The sequence below is a fragment of the [Phormidium] sp. LEGE 05292 genome, from assembly GCF_015207735.1.
Taxonomy (GTDB): domain Bacteria; phylum Cyanobacteriota; class Cyanobacteriia; order Cyanobacteriales; family Aerosakkonemataceae; genus Floridanema.
In genome coordinates this window covers 1-4,929 of record NZ_JADEWG010000265.1, presented here as the reverse complement: position 1 = coordinate 4,929, position 4,929 = coordinate 1, and the positions used below count along the sequence as shown (strand labels likewise).

The following is a 4,929-nucleotide window of genomic DNA, read 5'->3' as shown; positions in this document are numbered from 1 at the left end:
CCCCACTTCCTCCCAGTACCTAGTCCCCAGTCACCTTGACGATTAGCAAAGAAAAATAGTGCAATTTTAAGTCAGAGCGATCGCGCAAATCACAATATACTACTTGTTCAGTTGTAGTTGCTCGTTCTACCACATAACTATACTGCAACAAATCTCTTTGCTGTAAAATTTGCCAAACCTGCGGATAAACCGAACTCACCTTCATCAATACCACCACATCTGCCCAGTTTAAAACCGCTTCTAACTCTTCTACCTGATAAAGAGCAGGTAAAATCACCAACCGCTGATCTCGTATAGTTAAAGGTAGCCCTAAAGCCGCCGCTGCTGCCATTGGCGAAGCAACTCCTGGCACTGTCTGCACCTTTACTTCTGGATGTTGCTGCTGCAAAGTTGCCGCCAAATAAGTAAAAGTGCTGTAGAAACTAATATCTCCCTCACAGACAAAAGCAACATCCTCACCCCGTTGCAAATATTCCCACACCTGCCGCGCTGCCAGTTGCCATGCAGAATTTAAAACCGCCTCATCCTGGACATAGGGAAATTGCAAAGCTAACTGCACTTGATTGGATTGTAGCCATTGGGAAACTATGCGCTGCGCTATTCCCCGTTTGCCCCCAATTCCAGCAGGAAAAGCCACAACTGGTACACTTTTCAGTAAATGCAATCCTTTCAGGGTAATTAATTCGGGATCTCCTGGGCCTACACTAATTCCGTAGAGAGTGCCTGTTTGCACGATAATTGACAAACTTTTGACTAACTGTTTACTGTTCTAATCTAAGCTAACTAAGGGTTTTCCACATAATGTATCCTGATTAGCCAAAAAAAATCAGTAAAAATACTAGGATTGAATTAATCTAGCAGGCATAAAATTTTACTATGAGTTAAATTATCAGTTATTGTAGAATAATTGCCGAAAAATTTTTGTGAGTAAAACTCTGAAATTCGAGCTATTAGAACTAAAATGCCCTTACCTACTGTTATTTTACCTGGATATCTAGAAGGTGCAACTGCTTACATCCCCTTAGAGAAAAGCTTGCAAGCACTTGGTTTTCCTACGGTAACAGTACCACTACGAAAAAGAGACTGGTTGCCAACGGTGGGAGGTCGATCGATGATGCCAATTTTGCGAATACTCGATCGCACCGTCAAACAAACATTAAAGCAGCACAACGCCTGTCAAATTAACTTAATTGGACACTCAGCAGGCGGTTGGATTTCCCGAATTTACATCGGAGAAAAACCATACACTATTCATGGAGATGAGATCGAATCAGATCAGGTTTGGGGTGCTCATTCTTATGTTGCCACACTCATAACTTTAGGAACTCCCCATGTTAGTTTAGAACGTTGGACAAAACGTAATTTAGATTTTGTCAAAGTTAACTATCCTGGCGCATTTTATCCCTACATTCGTTATGTTTGTGTTGCCGGAAAATCTATTTTTGGAGCACGCAAAAAAGGGAGTTGGTTAGCTTTTAACAGTTATCAAATAACCTGTGGTAACGGTGAAACTTGGGGAGATGGAATTACACCAATCGAAGTTGCACATTTAGACAATGCAGAAAATCTAACTATTGAAGGCGTTAGACATTCTCCTAAATCACCGGGACTGTGGTATGGTTCTCCCGAAATTTTACCACTTTGGACAAAATATTTAGTTTAATTTGTCATTTGTCATCACTTATTCTTGTATCCTCAACTAAAGGGCATCTAAATATTAGATTTTTGGTGTTAGGCAAAAACTATTAATCCCTCTCCCCATCAGCCTAAATATTAAATTTAAATGCGTAGCAGTTTAGTAGCTCCTTATCGCCCTCTTTTTGGTTTTAAATTTAAGCTTTTTCTAAAGAAGGTTCTCTTACTGGATAAGGAATGGGCACTTCTTCAACTTGCGGTAATTTTTCTAATGTTAAAGGAGAAGAAGGACTAGCACCAGATAACCGCTTGAGTAAATTTGGTCGCAAATCGTGTAATAGATAGATAATGCGATCGCCAATCTCCCATTCTTCCGTCGCCGGAACTATAATCAAACGTTCATCTCTTTCCATTAACAAAGGTACAACTTCCCCAGAATTAATTAACGCTTGCAAATGTGCTTGTTGAAAAGCAAAACCTTCTTCTTTTAATTCAGTTTCTCCTAACTTAACTTTGCCATCATTTAGATATTCATTCCAATTTTTAATTTGTAAATGAGGCACAAAAGCTTGTTGAATTTTATTATGATGGTTTTTGTTGTCGTTACTTAATTGAGGATCGCGAGGAAATACCGCCAAAACTCTCGGTGGGGAAAACTCTTCAGTTGCTCTTTGCGCCAACACCAAATTTACTTCCCCGTTATTAGTCATAGAAATAAAGGTTCCTGCACTAGCTAATCCAGCTTTTTCCAAAACCTCCATATCTAAAGCACTACTTAAGAAAACTCGCAAATTCTCCTGTTCTGCTAACTTACAAGCTTCTGGATCGGTATCAATCAAAACTGCTGATTCACCTCGTTCTTGGAATATTCGCGCAATCAACCTTCCCAAAGCATGAGAACCGACAATCACGACTCCAGTTGCTTCTGTAGAAGTAATTTTTAGTAATTGAGCCATCAATCCTGCGGTTAATCCTTGAAAAAATACAGTCATAATAATTGTTAGGAAAACCAGCGCCTTGATAGAATCTCCCCCGTTAAATCCCCTTTGGGTTAACAAAATTGCAAATAAAGAAGCAACCGAAGCCGAAACAATTCCTCTGGGTGCAATCCAACTAACAAAAAGTTTTTGTCGCCAATTTAAGTCGCTATTCCAAGTACAAACAGCAATACTAATTGGGCGTACCACAAACATTAATACCAAAATGGTAAAGACGCTACCCCAACCCAAAACGAACAAACTGGCGATCGACAAATCAGCTGAAAGCAGAATAAATAAAACAGAAACGCTTAAAATAGTTAACTGTCCTTTAAAACGTCGAATCAAACGTTCTTCGGGAACTGAAGATGCTCTCAGGATAATTCCGGCAACTACAGTAGTCATTAATCCTGATTCGCTGCGGATCGTTTGCGCCAGCGTAAATAAACCCCACAAACCCGCTAAAACTACTAAATTTTTCAGTTCTTCAGAAATAAAATTTGCGCGTTTGAGAATCCAACCCAGCAACCAACCACCACTAGCGCCGATAATTCCCCCAATACCCAAGCGCAAGAATAGACCACTGAGAGCTAAAAGCGGGTTAGCATTTGGGTTGAGGATGGTATCTAAAACCACCACTGCCAGAATTGCGCCTACAGGGTCAATTAAAACCCCTTCTCCTTCGAGGAGGGTAGCTACTTGCCGATCGACCTTCACCTGTTTCAGCAGTGGACTAACCACCGTTGGCCCAGTTACTACCACCAAAGAAGCATAAAGGAAAGCGATCGACCAAGGAAACTCACCCAACCAATGCGCCGCCATCCCACCGCCAATTAAAGTAATTAGCGTTCCTATTGTCACCAAATTCCGCAAGCTACCAGAAACCCTTCCCAGTTCCCGTAATTCCAGGTTTAATCCACCTTCAAACAAAATCACAGCTACCGAGAGTGCCACAATTACCTCTAAACCAGTACCCAGCAAGTTTGGATGCAACACACCCAATCCATTTGGCCCTAACAAAATGCCAAATACCAGTAAGAAGACGATGCTGGGAACTTTCAAAAATTCCGCCAGCACCTGGGCACTTATGCCTGCAACGATCGTAATGACCATCAACAGGGTAATTTCAAAGGATGCTTCCATAGGTCTTCATTAATGCAGGCTAACAATCAGAACAGAGAACAGGGAAAGTTGTGAATTTTGCATTTTTAGGGGCGGATTTTGCCGAAAGATTGTCTATATTCACTAAACCCGCCAACACAGAGTATGAACTTCCCAAGAGTCCCTTTGTCCCCTTGTACCTTTGTCCTCTGTTTTGGGTTTGGTCAAAATGCCTCATTTATAATGCACAAAAGCTTTGCTGATCTTGGAGAAGTGTACTGATTAGTAGAGTAATGCTTGCTCAGACTAAAATCACGGCAGAAAGGCGGAGGGCAGAGGTTTCCAGAAGAAAAGGGAAGAATTTGTTTCTTCCAAAAGCCAAAAATGGTTTAAAGCTTTTTTATTTTATTACTTACTTAATCATGTTTTCATTATGCAATGCTCCATAAATATCTGCCAATTGTTTCAAATAATTACGTTGAGCAGCAAAGTCAGGATTGCGGATAATTTTGTAAGCATGGGCGTAAGACGACAGCGAGGATGTAAAGATAGAAATACAATCTGTAAATTTTTCACTGCGCCAATTAAAAACTTCTTGACAAATCACTCGTAAACCTGCCACTTCCGCAGCAGTCCGAAAACTCTGGGCGCTGACATCGAGCGATCGCCAACCAGTAAACTCATCTTTTTGCAGATTCGAGTACTCACCCATATTAGAATGATGAATCCAACCAAATCCGGTTTCTGTTAATTTAGCTGCAAGTTGTTGCAGATAAGCAGCTAAAGTCGGTTGGTCAGCATGAACTAAAGAATCAAAGCTAAAAGCAAAATCAATTGAGTTATCCTCAATCATTGCCAAAGAAGAACCATCATTGACAAAATAGCGAATATGGCTATATTTCTGAAACTTTTCTTGGCAAATTTGAATACATTTATCAGATAAATCGACTAAAGTTAACTCCTGACACAGGTCTTTCAGAAATTCTGTCCACCGTCCTGCACCTGGGGCAATTTCCAAAATTCGTCCAGCTGGTACAAACGGATAAAGTCTGGGCATTAGCACTGCATACCACTGAATGGGAATATTACCCCAGTTTCTCGACCATTCAGCCCCACCCTCAGACCAATCATAAGTCTGATTCCAAGTCTGGTAGTTCTCCTCTATAGTTGGCATTACACTCCTCCTTGTCTTTATTGGGGACTGGGTACTGGGGAC

Annotated in this window: 4 protein-coding genes; 1 reads left to right on the top strand and 3 read right to left on the bottom strand. The window is 40.9% G+C overall.

Annotated features, from left to right (window positions below; all coding sequences use genetic code 11):
* Positions 1–19 precede the first annotated feature (19 nt).
* Positions 20–733 carry a precorrin-2 C(20)-methyltransferase gene (locus IQ264_RS31540; RefSeq protein ID WP_193986528.1) on the bottom strand — a complete coding sequence of 238 codons (714 nt, stop codon included), beginning with the start codon at positions 731–733 and terminating at the stop codon, positions 20–22.
* Between the two features lie 228 nt (positions 734–961).
* Here IQ264_RS31540 and IQ264_RS31535 point away from each other — a divergent pair, with 228 nt between their 5' ends.
* Entirely contained in the window at positions 962–1,663 is a 702-nt protein-coding gene (locus IQ264_RS31535; RefSeq protein WP_193986527.1) for an esterase/lipase family protein, read from the top strand.
* A gap of 169 nt (positions 1,664–1,832) precedes the next feature.
* Here IQ264_RS31535 and IQ264_RS31530 read toward each other — a convergent pair whose 3' ends face one another.
* Positions 1,833–3,755, bottom strand: a complete 1,923-nt coding sequence (locus IQ264_RS31530) for a cation:proton antiporter (protein WP_193986526.1) — start codon at positions 3,753–3,755, stop codon at positions 1,833–1,835.
* A gap of 370 nt (positions 3,756–4,125) precedes the next feature.
* Positions 4,126–4,887: a class I SAM-dependent methyltransferase gene (locus tag IQ264_RS31525; protein WP_193986525.1), complete on the bottom strand. Its 762-nt coding sequence runs from the start codon at positions 4,885–4,887 to the stop codon at positions 4,126–4,128.
* Positions 4,888–4,929: the final 42 nt, after the last annotated feature.